This window comes from Labilithrix luteola (assembly GCF_001263205.1).
GTDB lineage: Bacteria > Myxococcota_A > Polyangia > Polyangiales > Polyangiaceae > Labilithrix > Labilithrix luteola.
The window spans coordinates 3179227-3193743 of sequence record NZ_CP012333.1 but is presented as its reverse complement, the minus strand read 5'-3'; the positions used below and the strand labels follow the sequence as shown (position 1 = coordinate 3193743).

12 protein-coding genes are annotated in these 14517 nt (G+C 64.8%); 7 read left to right on the top strand and 5 right to left on the bottom strand.

What is annotated here, in order from left to right:
• Positions 1 to 204: 204 nt before the first annotated feature.
• Together AKJ09_RS14425 and AKJ09_RS14420 are read right to left on the bottom strand one after the other, a co-directional pair.
• Positions 205 to 843, bottom strand: a complete 639-nt coding sequence (locus AKJ09_RS14425) for a hypothetical protein (RefSeq protein WP_146647781.1) — start codon at positions 841 to 843, stop codon at positions 205 to 207.
• Between the two features lie 254 nt (positions 844 to 1097).
• The gene (locus tag AKJ09_RS14420) at positions 1098 to 2156 is read right to left on the bottom strand and encodes a hypothetical protein (RefSeq protein WP_146647780.1); all 1059 of its coding nucleotides are present in this window, start codon (positions 2154 to 2156) and stop codon (positions 1098 to 1100) included.
• A 276-nt stretch (positions 2157 to 2432) separates the two neighbouring features.
• Here AKJ09_RS14420 and AKJ09_RS14415 point away from each other — a divergent pair, with 276 nt between their 5' ends.
• The 4 genes from AKJ09_RS14415 (at position 2433) to AKJ09_RS14400 (ending at position 7051) form a co-directional block, all read left to right on the top strand.
• Complete coding sequence (locus AKJ09_RS14415; RefSeq protein WP_146647779.1) at positions 2433 to 4256, top strand: OmpA family protein; 1824 nt, start codon at positions 2433 to 2435, stop codon at positions 4254 to 4256.
• A complete protein-coding gene (locus AKJ09_RS14410) occupies positions 4253 to 5176 on the top strand; it encodes a DUF481 domain-containing protein (RefSeq protein ID WP_169927538.1) in 924 nt (307 codons plus the stop codon). The genes AKJ09_RS14415 and AKJ09_RS14410 overlap by 4 nt, the downstream gene beginning before the upstream one ends.
• A gap of 12 nt (positions 5177 to 5188) precedes the next feature.
• The gene (mscL, locus tag AKJ09_RS14405; protein ID WP_169927537.1) at positions 5189 to 5596 is read left to right on the top strand and encodes a large-conductance mechanosensitive channel protein MscL; all 408 of its coding nucleotides are present in this window, start codon (positions 5189 to 5191) and stop codon (positions 5594 to 5596) included.
• Positions 5597 to 5695: 99 nt separating this feature from the next.
• Complete coding sequence (locus tag AKJ09_RS14400) at positions 5696 to 7051, top strand: hypothetical protein (protein WP_146647777.1); 1356 nt, start codon at positions 5696 to 5698, stop codon at positions 7049 to 7051.
• A 41-nt stretch (positions 7052 to 7092) separates the two neighbouring features.
• Here the strand turns inward: AKJ09_RS14400 and AKJ09_RS14395 are convergent, their stop codons facing one another.
• A complete protein-coding gene (locus AKJ09_RS14395) occupies positions 7093 to 7659 on the bottom strand; it encodes a DUF6714 family protein (RefSeq protein WP_146647776.1) in 567 nt (188 codons plus the stop codon).
• 288 nt (positions 7660 to 7947) lie between these two features.
• On the opposite strand from AKJ09_RS14395, the gene AKJ09_RS14390 reads away from it, so the two are divergent.
• The 3 genes from AKJ09_RS14390 (at position 7948) to AKJ09_RS14380 (ending at position 11054) form a co-directional block, all read left to right on the top strand.
• On the top strand, positions 7948 to 9438 hold the full coding sequence (locus AKJ09_RS14390) for a peptidase associated/transthyretin-like domain-containing protein (RefSeq protein ID WP_146647775.1): 1491 nt from the start codon (positions 7948 to 7950) through the stop codon (positions 9436 to 9438).
• Positions 9439 to 9696: 258 nt separating this feature from the next.
• Positions 9697 to 10371, top strand: a complete 675-nt coding sequence (locus tag AKJ09_RS14385) for a hypothetical protein (RefSeq protein WP_146647774.1) — start codon at positions 9697 to 9699, stop codon at positions 10369 to 10371.
• Positions 10344 to 11054, top strand: coding sequence for a hypothetical protein (locus AKJ09_RS14380; RefSeq protein ID WP_146647773.1), 711 nt, complete (start codon positions 10344 to 10346; stop codon positions 11052 to 11054). The genes AKJ09_RS14385 and AKJ09_RS14380 overlap by 28 nt, the downstream gene beginning before the upstream one ends.
• A 19-nt stretch (positions 11055 to 11073) precedes the next feature.
• Here AKJ09_RS14380 and AKJ09_RS14375 read toward each other — a convergent pair whose 3' ends face one another.
• Both AKJ09_RS14375 and AKJ09_RS14370 read right to left on the bottom strand, forming a co-directional pair.
• Positions 11074 to 12531 (bottom strand): cyclic nucleotide-binding domain-containing protein, encoded by a 1458-nt coding sequence (locus AKJ09_RS14375; RefSeq protein ID WP_146647772.1) that lies wholly within the window; start codon positions 12529 to 12531, stop codon positions 11074 to 11076.
• Between the two features lie 278 nt (positions 12532 to 12809).
• Complete coding sequence (locus tag AKJ09_RS14370) at positions 12810 to 14489, bottom strand: dihydroxyacetone kinase subunit DhaK (RefSeq protein WP_146647771.1); 1680 nt, start codon at positions 14487 to 14489, stop codon at positions 12810 to 12812.
• Between the last annotated feature and the right edge of the window lie 28 nt (positions 14490 to 14517).

Here is a 14517-nt window from a genome sequence, read left to right as displayed (position 1 = left end):
GGGGCCGTCGCCGCGTAACGCTAACACCTTCTGGCCTAAGGACACGGCGGGGAGAACACGATTGCGCTTCTGTTTGCCACTCGAGCAGGCCGGCAAATGCTGCGCTGGCCACGAGCTCGTGCTCGCCGCTCGGACGCGGCAACATCTTCGTGTCACCGCGTCCGTCGGTGCACCGACGAGGAGGTCTCGGGTCGGTGAATGCGCTCAGCCGCCGTTGCTGCTGTCATCGGTGCCGCCAAAGAGCGACGGACACTTGCTCGCCAGCGCCGTGCAGCTGGCTGGGGTTGCGACAGGTGACCCAGGCTGGTCACTTTGCGTTCGAACCTTCGCGTCGGCGCAGAAGTCTTTGCCCGCGAGCGCCTTGAGCGCGGCGATCTGGTCGGCGACGCATTGGTTCATTTCACCAACCGTGGCCGAACAACCTTGGGTTTGGTTCTTGAACGACGCGCAGCTGTCGTCTGTTTCCGCGTCGCCAGTTCCAGCGTCGCCCGCGTCGTCAGGCTTGTTCATGCATTCATCGAACTGCGTTCGACACTTCGCTTGGGCGTCCGCGTCGCTCTGCGCGCCGATGCCGGCGGTGAACTGGGCGGTGAAGCCGCAACCGATTCGCTTCGTGTCGAGCGCCTTCATTTGCGAAGTTGTGTAGCTCTGTCCGTCTTCGCAGTACTGCTTCGCCTCGGCGTCGGAGAGGCTATCGACCCGTTTGCTCGAGTCGACGGAGCTCACGGCACCTGCACCTGAACCGCCCTCGCTCCCCGACGAACAGCCGCCGGCAATGGCAAGGAGGGACGCGAGAACGGGGACGAAGGCGGCAGAAGAACGAAACACTCGGACCGTAAGCATGAAGGATCTCCGCGAGAGGTTGCGAGCACGGGCGAGCACGTGGTCCGTGGCTCGGCGCGAGTCGCCGACTATGCAAGAACGGGGACCAATGAGCGAGCAATGCTTCAAGGCCCGAAATTGCAGAGCTGTGGGCAGCCTCGGGTCCTCTCGTCGCCAAACGTTCACGCGGACGCGTGGTGAACCGTTCACGATAGAGTCGCTGCGCGATTGGCCGTTTGTCGTTGGGCGCCAGACCACGACCACCGCCATCACGCTCAGCGGAGCTGGGGGCGGCCCTTCACCGTGCCGTCGCGCGCGATCACGAGGAGCTCGTGATCGTAGAGGACTGCCAGGGTGGCTTCGTCGAGCCAAGTGAAGGAACGTAGAGTTTTCGCGAAGGGCGTCAGTTGGCGCTCCTCGATGAATACGGCCCATTCGGGAATGCCACCTTCGGTGCGACCACGCTCCATTCGAGCAACGATTTCTCCATTCGGAGAAACGTGTGGCCATTGCACATCCGCGTGTCGGCGTGGCGTGCCGAGCGGCTTCATTCGTTCCGCGCGCGGATCGATCGAAACGACTTGCGAACCGTGGTCGACCGCCGCCATCGCGACGATGCGCGAGCCATCGGCGCTCACGTCGAGTTGACCAAGTCGCACCCGGTCGGAGAGAAGCGGACGGTGCTTTCCATCGGCAAAGAGAAGAGCCTGGTCGCCATCGAGGAGAATTATCTCTCCCGACGGGAGCCAACCGTGGAACTCGCCGGGCAGTGACATCGAGGTCGTCGTGCGGGAGCGAAAATCGTAGAGAAAGAAGCGCGCCGCGTCGTAGGTCGAGGCTTCGTCGTCCGGATTGCCGGGGAGACGTCGTTCGAGAGCGTAGAGAAGCGCGTGGCTGTCCGGACTCCACGCCGTGACGAAAATCGCGTCCTCGATGTGCGGCGCTCGGAAGATGCCGATCGTCGAGCCGTCTTCCAGGTGGCTCACGTTCAGCACGCCGTCTTCGACGTAGGCGACGCGCTGTCCGTCGGGCGATGCCTGCATCTCGTCGGAACCGACGCCAAGCTCCTCGTGGAGAGTGAATATCGGCGCACGGTCACGAGGCGGCCAAACTCGCGTTGCCGTGCCGTCGACGAGCACGCGATAGAGCGCATCACCCTCCGTGCGATCGGAGATGGTGACGAGCTTGCCGGTCGCCATGCGAGGCGGCTCTTCTCGCGATGACGATGGCGACGTCGCGTTCGGAACGACGGGTGCCGATGTCGTCGACGTGGGCGTTCCACAAGCCCAGAGCCCGAAGGCCATCGCCGCTTGCCACCACGAGAGTCGCGCCATGTCGCCTGCCCTGTCTCCTCGAGGAGAGAACGCTCCGAGCCCGTGAGCTATTCAAGGTTCCACGGCCGAGCTGCACGCGACGCGCGAGTGTCGCGGCGACGCTACGAACAGGTGTAGCGCCGGTGCAGCAAAGCTGGCCCGAACGACGGGCTCTCTCGGGAACTTCGTAGCGGCATGCGCCGTGCTGTGCGCCCGGCCGCGCGATGGCGCGTGATGTGGTGAGCGTCGACCGACGCATCCACGTCTCTTGCTTTTCAACGAAAGAGATCTCGAATCATGGCGGCAAAGCATCTGCGTGCACTCGGCGTCGCGGCCGGTGTGTCGCTCGTCTCGCTCGTCCCGTTCTCTGCGAGTGCTCAAGAGCAGCCGGGGTATGCGGCGAATCAATTCAATCCAAGCGAGCGCGGCAGTCGATGGTTCGTCCTCGACTCCCTCGACTTCCGAGGCCACGGGCGGCTCGCGCTCGGATTGGTCAACGACTACTCGTATCGCTCGCTCGTCGATTACAAGTCGGATGGCCGCGTCAACGCCGCGATCGTCGAGAACCAGAACATCGTTCACCTCGGAGCTTCCGTCACCCTCGCGGACCGCGTTCGCCTCGGCCTGAGTGTGCCGCTCCAGCTCTACGCAGATGGGGACGCCGTGACCGTCAACGGCGTGGTCCACCAGCCGGGGCAGGACGTTGCGGCGGGCGACGTGCGCGTCAGCACGGACGTGCGGCTCTTCGGCAGGCCGACCGACGCCGCGACCATGGCTGCCGGCGTACAGCTCTTCATGCCGGCGGGCTCGCCCCAGGCATACACGGGCGATGGCAAGCCCCGCGTGCTGCCGCAACTCATGTTCGCCGGTCGTGCATCGGTCTTTGCTTACGCTGCTCGCGTTGGGTTCATGTATCGCGTCCGCGACGAGCCCTTCATCGATGGCCAGATTGGCAATCAATTCGTTTATGCCGCGAGTGCCGGTGTCATGGTCGATGACAAGCTCCTCGTCGGCCCTGAGCTGTTCGGAGCGACGGCCGCGAACGATCGTGCGTTCGAGGCGCGTACGACGCCGCTCGAAATTCTGCTCGGCGCGCACTACGACGTCGGCGCGAATCTACGAATCGGGGCGGGTTTCGGACCTCATTTGACACGCGGTTACGGCGCTCCCGTAGTTCGCGGACTTCTCTCGCTCGAGTGGATTCCCGACTCCGCTCCGGCGGAGGAAGCGCCCAAGCCGGCGCCCGAAGTGAACGATGACCGCGATGGCGATGGCATCAAGGACAGCGAAGATGCCTGTGCGTTCGCAAGCGGGCCGAAGTCCGATGACCCGGCGAAGAATGGATGTCCCGACTCGGACGCAGACGGAATTCCCGATGTTTTCGATGCGTGTTCGCACGTCGCGGGCCAAGCATCGAGCGACCCGGCGAAGAACGGTTGCCCCGGCGACGCGGATGGCGACGGCGTGCCGGACAACGAAGACGCCTGTCCCTCCGAGAAGGGCGCTCGCTCGCTGGACGCTCGCCAGAACGGATGCCCGAGCAGAGACCAAGACAGTGACGGAATCTTGGATGTCGAAGACGCGTGTCCTTCCACGGCCGGAGTGAAAACGACCGACCCGAAAACGAATGGCTGTCCCGATCCGGATCGTGACCACGACGGAATCACGAACGAGAACGACGCGTGCCCCGACGCAGCCGGCAAGTCGGATCCCGATCCGAAGAAGAATGGTTGTCCGAAGGCCTTTCTCGATGGCGACTCGATCAAGATTACCGATCAGGTTCGCTTCAAGAACGCAAGCGCCGACATCGTGGCGGGCAAGGACAGTGAGGAAGTGCTGCAGGCCGTTCTGGCTGTCTTGAAGGCGCATTCGGAGATCGCGCATCTCCGCGTCGAGGGACACTCGGACGACCGAGGTGCGAAGGCGGCGAAGAAGGCCCTGAGCGCGTCGCGCGCCGCGGCCGTCGTCAAATGGCTCAGCGACCACGGGATTGCCAAAGAGCGTCTCTCCGCGGTCGGTTTCGGCGACGAGAAACCACTCGAACCCAACACGACCGACGACGCGCGAAGCAAGAACCGTCGTGTCGAGTTCCACGTCGAGCAGTCAGGGAGTGGACGATGAAGAAGGTACGTTTTCTTTTCTTGGCTACGGTGCTTGCAGCATCGGGCACCGCGACGAGCGCGTTTGCGCAAGACCCGTCGATGCCGTCGGAGACGGTGAAAGCACAGACCGCTACGAAGGGAAGCACGGACGTCGCGAAGGGCGGCTTCGCCACGGTCGTGACACCGGCGGAAGACGCCGCGAAGCACGCAACCGAAGCGTCGATCGCCGCGGGCGGTCTCTTCACATCGGGCAATGCGCGCACGGTGGCGCTGACGTCTTCGGGAAAATTCCGGCTCCGCCGCGACGAGCACCAGTTCAGCGCCGCGGCTGCCGCGAACTTCGCACGAGCAGGAAAGAACGGCGAATCCGTCGATACGACGGTCGAGAACTATCAAGGTCTCCTTCGCTACGACTACTTTCTCGACGACGATATCTCGCTCTTCCTCCAGTCGAGCGCGCGCCGCGATCGATTCCAAGGGCTCGACCTTCGGGCCAACGTCGACCCCGGACTTGCGTACTATTTCATCGATACGAAGAAGCAAAGGCTGCAGGCCGAGCTCGGTTACGACTTCCAGTACGATATCCGACGCAACGACGCGCGCGTTCAGCCGACGCCGGCCGCTGCCCCTGGAGAGCCTCCGCCCGCGCCTCTGCCCCTCCTGGACAAGACGCAGGCACTCCACAACGTGCGCGCCTTCCTGGGCTACGACAACAAGCTCTACAAGGAAGTCGCGTTCGTCGCGAGCTTCGAATACCTGCAAAACCTCTCGGACTTCGGGACCTATCGATTCGTGTTCGATACCGGCATCAAATCGAACATTGCAGAGAATCTCGCCATCGCGACGACGTACACGATGCGATTCGAAAATAAGCCACTACCCGGGATTCTGCAGGCCGACTCCATCGCCTCCGTGAACCTCGTCTACACGCTCTTCTGATCGGAGGATCGCATGGGTATTCTGCAGGAATTCAAAGAATTCGCAGTCAAAGGCAACTTCGTCGATCTGGCCGTTGCCGTCGTCCTCGGCGCGGCCTCCGGCAAGGTGGTGACCGCGATCGTCGAGAAGATCATCATGCCGCCGGTCGGCATCGCTCTCGGTCAGGTGAACTTCAGCGATCTGAAGATCGTGCTCAAGCCCGGGTCCCTTGGCGCCGACGGCAAGGAGCTCGTGAAGGAGGTCGCCATCGGCTACGGCGCGACGATCCAAGCGCTGGTCGACTTCGTCATCGTGGCATTCATCATCTTCTTGATCGTGAAGGCGATGAACAAGTTCAAGAAAGCGACTCCTCCGCCCGAGCCGAGCGCGCAGGAGAAGCTCCTGATGGAGATCCGCGACGCACTCAAAGCCGCAAAGTAGCACCCGTCGTCGGGCTGCTCAGGAACGGGCCCTCCCCGCTGGCGCACGAGGCGGGCTCGTGCGCCGACACGCTGGCGCGGAACGCGGTACGATGCGCTCATGCGCGTTCGAACCATCGGTCTGCTGGCTTTGGTCGGAGTATCCGTTGCGGCATGCGCCGGTGGTGGAAGTGATGGGGGGAGAGCGCCCGCCGCGAAGCATGCGGCAGCGAGCGGAGAATCGCTCCCGCAGCTTCCTCCGCCTGGAGCACGCGACAACTACGCGCCGGCCGGAGGGGAAGGGGCGCAGCCTCCTGCGTTCGCCGCGGTCGACGGGCCCGACGCCGCGCTGACACCGATCGACAAGGCGCTGCACGAGCGGGCGCGCGAGGCAGCACGTTCAGGTCGCCTCCACGAGGCGAAGCGCCTTTTGGGCCATCTCGCGTTTTCATATCCCGAGCACGAGGTACTCATCGCGCAGTACAACGCGGTGGGCGCGAAGATCGACGGAGCCCAAGCGGGCGCGAAGGCAGGGCTCGAAGCGATCGTCTTGCGAACGCCGGCGGCGCCTCCGCCCGTCTATACGCTGGCGCGGCGTGCGGTGCTGCCGGATGCGGCAATTCCCAAGATCGTGAAGCGGTCGCAGACGAAAAACCAGATTACCGACAACGAGGCGTGGTTTCAGAAGAACGACCTTCGCACGCGTGAGTACTTCGTCGAGACGCCCGGAGACATGCTCTGGGCGCCCGGCATTCTCTCGACGAAGATCGTGGCCGATCTCAAAGGAAGCTTCGTCTACGTCGAGCACGAGGTGTCTCATCGCTTCAAGGAGGAGACGCTGCCGCTCGAGGTTCCGCCTGCTTACGGCTCGCTACGGCTTACCCATGCGATCGACGCCGCGCCATACCTCGTGGCGATCTACGGAGATCGCGTCGTCGCGGTTCTCGACGCTGCGAAGAAGGTGACGGCGCTGTTCGATCTCGTGAACTTCCGGCTGCCGCCTGCGGACAAAGCGGGGAAGGCCGTCGTTGGCTCGGCCTCGCTCACGACCTCGGAGGGGACGAAGCGCGCCGACATCACGGTCGACACTCACTCCGTCGTGCTGGACCTGCTCTACGCGTTCGCCGCCGACGGAGTCCTTTACGTCGAGCACGCGATGAACGGGTACACGAAGGAGGCAAAGGGGCAGACGGGGTACATCACCGCTCTTGACCTCGCGACCGGGGACATGCTGTGGCGGAGCGCACCCCTCGTCGCTCGAAGCTACAACTTCGCGGTCGTCGAAGGCGGAATCGTGTGCGGATTCGGCTTTACGGCGGAACCGCGGTTCATGCACGTTCTCGATCGCGCCACGGGGGCCACGGTCCAAACGGTGCAGACGTCGACCACGCCGGACGAGATCATCCCGAAGGGCAATGCCATCTACGTGCGGGGTTATGACAGTGACTTCATTTTCGACGTGAAGCTCGCGCGCTGAATCGCCTCTGCGCAAATCTGTCGCGAGCTCCGTTCGGTGACTCAATCCGTGCGACTGAGTTGCGCGTCGTAGAACTCGCGAAACCAATCCGGGTCGTCGCCAGCTTCCACTACTCGACGCCACGGCAGAAGCGCTTTTTCGGGCGCCTCGATGTGTTCGAGATACGCCACGATGGCTTTGCGCTGCAGGTGCGTGAGGAGAGAGAACCGTCGTCGCTGGTGGGCTTTCAGGTCGCCCGTGGACGGTTGCAGCGTGAAGAGCAGGCTCGTGTAGCTCCACTGCTCCCGGGCTCGCGGAGTCCTGATGAAGTGTGACATGAACGCGGGCAGATAATATTGAATGCCCTGCTCATCGAGATGAGGGAACGCCTGCGTGCATTCGAGGATGTGCGATTCAGGCAAATCCTGCCAGCGGCCGTTGTGGTCCCCGCCCTGGTCGACGATCCTGTACACGTCCCACGCTTCGGCCTGATGTAGCGTCCGATGTTCGTGATCTGGTGGAGGCACGCCGTCGAACGCCCGCTCGATCACCTCGAGCGTTCGCTCGACGCGTTCCTGCTCCTGACTCTCCAACGCCGCAATTGCGGCCTTACGTTTCTTCTTTCCCATGACCGTCGTGGGCCTCCTCTTCGGCTACGTGCCCGCGCGACTCGCTTCTCGACTGCATCCCGTCGAAGCGCTCTCGACCGATTGACCATGCTGTCGCGACCGACCGGTTGGTGTCGATTCCTCCGCGACCGTAGCAGCCACGACTTCGATCGGGGCTCGAAAAACTCGGCGAACATCGACGGGGCGCGAGGGAGCCACGGCCGTACACCACCGGCCCGTCTCCGACCGAATTTCGCGTGGAGCCCGTTTTCCTGTGTGGTTCGACGTCGATTCGGTCAGGTTGAGCCCATGAACGTGCTTAGGACTGCGACTGCAATTCTTGGTGGTTTCGGACTCATTGCAGCCTGCGGCTCCTCGGGCGAGTCCACGTTCCGAGCGGGAGGTGGCGGTACGTCGTCCGATGGCGGCGGAGGCGGCGTTTTCGGCGGTGATGGTGATGGCGATGGCGGTGGAGCCGGCGGGTGTACCGGCCTCGCGTGTCAGATCCAGCAGTGTCCCAGCGGTGGCTCGACGACGGTCAGCGGAACGGTCTATACGCCGGCAGGCAACCTCGCCCTCTATGGCGTCACCGTGTACGTGCCGAATGCGGCGCTTGCGGCAATCGAGCCCGGAGTGAACTCGTGCACCGCGTGCGAGACCATTAGCGGTGCGCCCGTCGCGCCGCCGACGTTGACCGACTCGGCCGGGCACTTCGTCCTGAAAGACGTCCCCGCCGGCGACAACATTCCAGTCGTCGCGCAAATAGGGAAATGGCGACGCAAGATCGTGCTGCCTCACGTCGAAGCGTGTACGGACACCAAGCTCGACGACGCGGCGCTCAAGCTCCCGGGCAAGCAGGCCGACGGCGATATGCCACAAATGGCAATCGCGACGGGCAAGGCGGATCCTTTCGAGTGCTTGCTCCTCAAGATTGGTATCGATCCTTCGGAGTTCACGCTCCCGAATGGTCCGGGGCGCATTCACTACTTCCAGTCGTGGGCAGGCGGCGGTGATGGCGCGGGGCGCCCGCTGGCGAGTGCCGCGACCTCCACGCCCCACACCGACGCGCTCTGCGGCTCGACCGACACGCTCAAGCAGCATGACGTCGTGATCTTGCCGTGCGAGCACGGCGAGTATGCGAGCTACAACGCGTCGTGGCGCACGAACATGCTCGCGTACCTGAACGCGGGCGGTCGCACGTTCTTCACGCACTACCAGGATACGTGGATGAAGAACGCGAGCGGTGACGCAGCGGCCCTCGCCAGCGTGGCCAGCTTCGACGTTCAGGAGAGTGATCGTTCCGACAAGGCCGGCGCGAGTGCCACACTCCTCGAGGATATTTGGGTCGACCCGAGCTTCCCGAAGGGGAAGATTTTTGCGGATTGGCTCCAGAACGTTCAGGCGACGACGACGTACGGAAAGCTGCCGGTGACCAACTGGCGGCACGACGTGAAAACGGAGAACCACCCGCCTTCGCAGCGCTGGATTACGGCCGATACCCGAAACGGTTGGACGAGCGCCCCGCCGTCCGTCGCCGGGCTTACCGTGCCCCACTTCACGTTCAACGCGCCGATGGACGAGGCTCCTGAAAAGCAGTGTGGAAAGGCCGTGTTCAGCGATTTCCACGTCTCCGCTCAAGAGTTCAAAGACGGTGAGAACGGCACGTTGGCGTTCCCCGACTCGTGTGCGCTAAACCCACTTTCGCCCCAGGAAAAGGCGCTCATCTTCATGCTCTTCGACTTGAACTCCTGCGTGCAGGACGAGTCGAAGGCACCGACGGTGCCACCGGTCGTCAAGTAACCTCACGCGCGCCGGCCGGCTAGCTGTCGGCGAGGTGAAGTGTGGTTTCGCGGTATCGTCGGGTCGACGAGAATGACGATACCGTCATCCGTCTGTCATGCCAGGCGAGATCTCGTGAACCGCCATTCTCGCGCCTGACGTAAGCGTTCGGTCACGCACGACCGGGGGCGCACGCGGCTTGCGCGGATTGGGCAGCGGAATGACCGGACACGATCGTTCCGCGCTTGGGGTACACGGGTTGCTAGCGCAGCGCCCGGAATGAAGGCCATCGCGACAGTCTCGTTCGTGTGTGCGTTCGCATGTGCGACGAGCGTCTCCATCCGCAGCGCGAGCGCCGACGACGTTGGTGGTGCCCCCGAGCAGTCGCGGACTCCAGCGACCGAGGCGCCCGCCGCCGAACCGGCCGCGCGCGTCGATCCCCTCGTCCACGTTCGCTTCGAGCTCGGAGGGGACCTCCCTTACGTCGAACAGCTGAACGGGGGCGTCTGGGCGTTCGTATGCCGGGCGCCTTGCGATCAACCGTTGCCGTCGACGGGCATCTACCGAGTCCGAGGGCGCAAGGGGAGTCCGTCGGAGCCTTTCAGGCTGCCGTCGTCCGATTCGCGTGTCCGCGTCGACGCGCGTGTCGCGACGCCCTTGGCAGACGTGCTGGGAACGACGTTCATCGCGCTCGGCACCGTCGCCGGCGTTGCTGGCGCGGGGGTCGCGGCATGGCCGTGGGACCACCGCCCGCCAGCCGCACTTGGCGCAGGCATCGGGATGGCGGTTGCAGGAGCGCTCTTCGTCGCCTTCGGCATCTTCATGTGGCGCTATTCGGACAGCGAAGCGGTCGTGACGTCCGAGCGAGCCGAGGTATCTGCCGATTCGAAACGACGACAACCTCGAACGTCGACGACAGGTGTGAAATGGACGGGAACCGGCTTCGTCTTCTGACTGCGCTCCTTGCCTCGACCGTTCTCGCGACGGCGTGTGTGACCCGCCTTCCCGAAATTCCAGTTCCCGCGCCTCCGTCCGCGCCCGGTGTCGATCACGCCTCGATCGTCTTCGCCGCGGACCTCGGGCCCACCGCGTCGTCGTACTACCGTGTGCACGTCGTCGATGAATACGCGAGGCTCGTGGCCGTCCTCACGTCGGGGGAATACGCCGTCGTCGATGTTGCTCCCGGCCGTCACGTCTTTGCTGCCTTCGATCCGTCGAACCGAGGCGCACGCGTGGGAGCGCTGGATGTCGACGCCGCTCCCTCGCGTGAATACGGCGTTGTCGTTCGAGGGACCATCGATCCGATGCGGAAGTCCCCCCTCATCGACGTCGAAATGGAAGTGGTCCATGCCGACCAGTGCGCCGAATTCGTCGAACGACTCCCGCCCGAGCGAAAACGGACCCTCACCGCGAGCAACGCACCGATCCAAGCCGATCGGGAGATCGACAGAAATGAAGCTGCGGTCGGCATCGCGAAGCTTCGAATCGGTGGTGACGAACCCGACGAACCGCTCGCGAAGTTGGCCAGAGCGCTGGGCCGAGCGCCCGTCCATCGTTGGTCGAAAGAGGCGAGCACCATCCACGCCGACGATGGAGTGCCTCTCATCACGGCATCTCGCTCGACAGAGCTGCGCTGACGGTCGGAAGTTGCCGGAGTCAGCCGAGGCGTTCGAGGACTGCCACGACGTGCTCGGGGCTCTCTTCGCAGAGCTTCTGCAGGCGATTGGCCTCGAAGAAGGCCACGGTGGTTCCGCGGCGGGCGATGGCGGTGACGCTGGGGGCGATGCGATGGATCGCGTCGCGCACGCCGTAGAAGGAGTCGGCTTCGACCTCGCCGACGGGCGTTTCGTTCTTTCCGTCCTCGAAGAGGGCAATCGAGCCGCGTGCGACGAGGCAGGCGACGCCCGGCACTTCGTTGGCGGGGAGAAGGAGCGTCTCTTCCTGGAATGTCTCGAGGCGCAAGATGCAGGAGAGCATGTCGTCGCGGACCTGCACGTCGAGCTGACCCATCGTCTCGTGCATGGAGAAGAAGGAGTCGATGCGGTGGAGCTGCTTCGTCTCGGCGATGCGGATGCCGAAGGCCAGGTCTTCGTCCATGAGCGCGCGCATGACGCTAGCCGGACAGGTCCAGACTTCGCTGACGCGCTCCGAGCGAAGCGAGGCCGTGCAGCGCGGATCGTCTCCGCCGAGCACGCTCGATTCGCCGAGAAGCCATCCCGGAAAACAGGACCGAACGAGCCACGAGCCGCCCGAAGGCTTCTCGAGCCACACGCCGAACAGGCCGCTCTTCACGACGAAGACGTTGCGCGAAGGCTCGCCCTCGGTGACGAGCATCTCGCCGGGCGCCAGCGTTCGCAACGTGAGGTTCGCTTGGAGCTTGGCGCGTAGATCGTCGGACAGGAGCGCGAAGCTGCGGGCCTCGAAGATGCTTGCGATCGGCTTGAGGCGCGCGCGGCTCTGCTCGAGCAGCGTGTGCACCGGCGAACCGGGAAAGTTCTCACGCCCGAGGAGCTGCAGGGCGAGGGCCGCGGTCTTTTCGAGCAAATCGAGATCGAAGCGATCGGCGAACTCGCGGGCCGCCGCTTCGAGGTACTCGCGTGCGAGGGCATTCTCGCCGAGCTTCATCTCGACTTCGGCCATGGTGAGGAGCGTCGTGCCGCGCCGCTCGTGTTCGCTCAGGAGCCTCGGCAAGAGATCACGCGCTTCGATGAGCGAGCGCTGATCGCCGCGTGCCAGCGCAGCAGCGGCGCGCACGTCGATGGGCTCGGCGGCGTCTTCGAGCATGTCGAGCGCGGCTTCTTCCTCGGTCTCGGCGTCGTCGCCGCCGAAGTCGGCGAGCTCGTCGGGCTGCTGCGGAAGGCTCGAGGCGCGCTCTTCGCGTCGCACGGCGTCGATGACGTGTTCGGCGCCGAGCTTCGGCGACATCTCGCCGGAGTCTTCGACGGTCACGTCGGCCACGTGGAGATCGCCCGACGGCGCCGCGAGGACGACGGTGACGACCCACGCGTCCGCGGCCACCCGCCTTACGCGGCGCACGTCACGCACGTCGAGCAGACGCCCGAAATCCTGTCGGAGCGTCTCGGCGACCTTCTTCCAGACCTGCTCGCGCTTCACGGAGCGAGTGTAAACGCGAACCGGTTAGTGGCAATGCCGTTCGGATAAGCAGAGATCCGTCTGACTCCGATGGATCCGACCTGAGATTTTTCACAGGAAGGGCGGAAGGGCGGAAGTTTTTGGGGCGGAGAGCGGACAGAGCGCGCGACACCCGGTCGGCGTTGGTGCAATTCAGTTCCCCAGCAAGCGGAGTTTGGCGCTTTACGCGGGGCAATAGTCAAACCTTCCGGTCTTCCGACCTTCCTGTGAATTGTCTGCCTATCCGAACGGCATTGCCGCTAGTGGGCGATGGCGTCGAACGCCTGGGCGACCGCCACGGCGCCGGGATCGGGGACGCCCGACAGATGCTCACCTGTCACGTAGCTCGAGCGGCCGGCCCGTGCGGTCTTCATCGACGCGGTTTTCTCGGCGCCCGCCTTGGCCGCCTTCGCGGCGTCCGCCATCGAGCCTCCGGCTTCGAGCGTCTCGATGGCCGGAAGCAGCGCGTCGAGCATCGTTCGGTCGCCGGCCTTTGCGCCCCCGTAGGCCTGGAGCCTCTCGGCGCCGCGGCGAAGGGCAACGGTCATGGTCTCGCCGGCCGCGAAGGCCGTTCCCATGGCGGCCGCGAAGATGGCGAGGAGGATGCCGCTCGATCCGCCCATCACCTTCGAGAGCCGATCGGCGAGCGCCGCGCAGAGCTCGCTGGGGTTCGCCAGGGGCAGCCGATCGAGGTCCGCGAGGATGGCGCGGGCGGCCGTCGCCACCGTCGTGCCCGTGTCTCCGTCGCCGACTTTGGCGTCGAGGCCGTTGAGGTCGCCCTCGATGGCCACGAGGCGATCGCAGATCTTCGCGAGGGCCGTGCGCCGGGCCGGATCCGTGGAAGGTGCAAAGTGCACGCGATCGATCACGGCCGGCACCGGGACCAGCGAGATGGGGCCCGGGACGCGTCCAGCCGGCCACGCCGGAATGTCGACGTGGGCTTCGAGCGCAGCGCGCAGCGATGCATCGAGCGGGAGCAGCGACAGTGAAAAGCCCTTCATGTCGAGCGACGTCATGAGCGGCGCGGGGCCGAAAATCAGGCCGATCCGCTTGGCGATCGAGCTGGTCAGCACGGCATGGGTGACGACGCTCATCTCGAGTGGCGACACGCCACCGAGGTTGTTGACGAGCACGGCGAGCTCACTGGTCGCCGCGGTACCAACCTGCCCATGCCGAGGCGCGCGGAGGGCCTGTTCGAGCCGTTCGACGACCTTCGCGACCAGCACGTTGGCCGGCGCGAGGGCGATCTTCTCGCGCCCCGGCTCGCCGTGGATACCGAGCCCGAGCTCCGCTTCGCCTTCACCGATGCGAGGTTTGGCGCGCTCGGCGGCGGAGATCGGCTGACCCGGCAATTCGACCGACGAAAGCGAGAGCCCGAGCGACACCACGCTGTGCGCGACGCGCTCGGCCGCGTGCTTCACCTCGGCGAGCGAAGCGGAGGCCTCGGCGAGGGCGCCGGCGACTTTGTGCACGAAGAGCGTTCCGGCGATGCCGCGCGGCTGCGCTGCGCCGTCGATCGCGACGTCGTCGCCGACGATCACCATCTCGACGTCGAGGCCGAGGGCCTTGGCCTTCTCCGCGGCGAGCCCGAAATTCAGGCGATCGCCGGTGTAGTTCTTCACGACGAGCAAGCAACCGGCCTTGCCGGTGACGGCGACGATCGCCGCGAGCACGGCATCGACGCTGGGCGAGGCGAAGATCTCACCGCAGACCGCGGCGGTCAGCATGCCCTTGCCCACGAACCCCGCATGCGCCGGCTCGTGACCCGATCCACCACCGGACACGACGGCGACCTTCGACTTGTCCCAGTCCTTGCGGACGACAACCTTGATCGCCGGGTAACCATCGAGCCGCGCGAGCTTGCCTTCCCCCGCGCCCATGATGGCCGCGTCGAGAGACTCCGTGACGATCGTGCCCCGCTCGTTGATGAAGTGGCTCATGGGAGCCGCGACTTTACCCGAGAACGCA